An 842-nucleotide genomic window follows, 5' to 3' on the forward strand; every position below is an offset into this window, starting at 1 on the left:
TCCAAATTGAAAAAGGCATGACAAAATCTCTTGCTTTAACAGTAGAAAATGAAATGTTAGACAAGGGAAATGTAGAAGTAACAAAAGTAGATAAAGATAGCCAAAAAGTATTAGAAGGCGTAGTCTTTGAAGTACAAGATGAGCAAGGAAAAGTAGTAACGAAAGTGACAACAGATAAAGAAGGAAAAGCGAAAGTTTCAGATCTATCAGTAGGAAAATACAAATTAGTAGAAACGGAGAGTTTACCAGGTTACAAAAAACTAACAGAGCCAGTATCATTCGAAATCAAAAAAGGTATGACAGAAGCTTTATCACTAAAAGTAGAGAATGAACAGTTAGATAAAGGTTCAGTAGAAATTACAAAAATGGCTGCTGAAAGTAAGAATGTATTATCAGGAGCAGTGTTTGAAGTTCATGACGAAAAAGGCAAAGTAGTAACGAAAGTAACAACAGATAAAGAAGGAAAAGCGAAAGTCTCAGACTTATCTGTAGGTCACTACACACTTGTAGAAGTAGAAGCACCAAAGGGTTATGAAAAATTAACTAATCCAATTCCATTTGAAATTACAAAAGGAATGATAAGTCCAGTTCAATTAGAAGTATTAAACAAATTGACTTCTTTAGCACCACCAGGCCCAGAGAAACCAGAAACGACGGATCCAGATAAACCAGAAACAACGGAACCAGAAAAACCAGAAACAACGGATCCAGAAAAACCAGAAACAACGGATCCAGAGAAACCAGAAACAACGGATCCAGAGAAACCAGAAACAAAGGATCAGGAGACAGCACATAAAAAACATCATGAGAAAACAAAGAAAACACATCAAAAAAATGAAAAA

1 protein-coding gene is annotated in these 842 nt (G+C 34.9%); it reads left to right on the forward strand.

Annotated features, from left to right (window positions below):
• Positions 1-842, forward strand: an 842-nt coding sequence (locus JDS82_RS28965; protein WP_275952024.1) for an MSCRAMM family protein, incomplete at both ends; no start/stop codon positions are given.

The sequence above is a fragment of the Bacillus cereus group sp. N14 genome, assembly GCF_016483555.1.
GTDB lineage: Bacteria > Bacillota > Bacilli > Bacillales > Bacillaceae_G > Bacillus_A > Bacillus_A wiedmannii.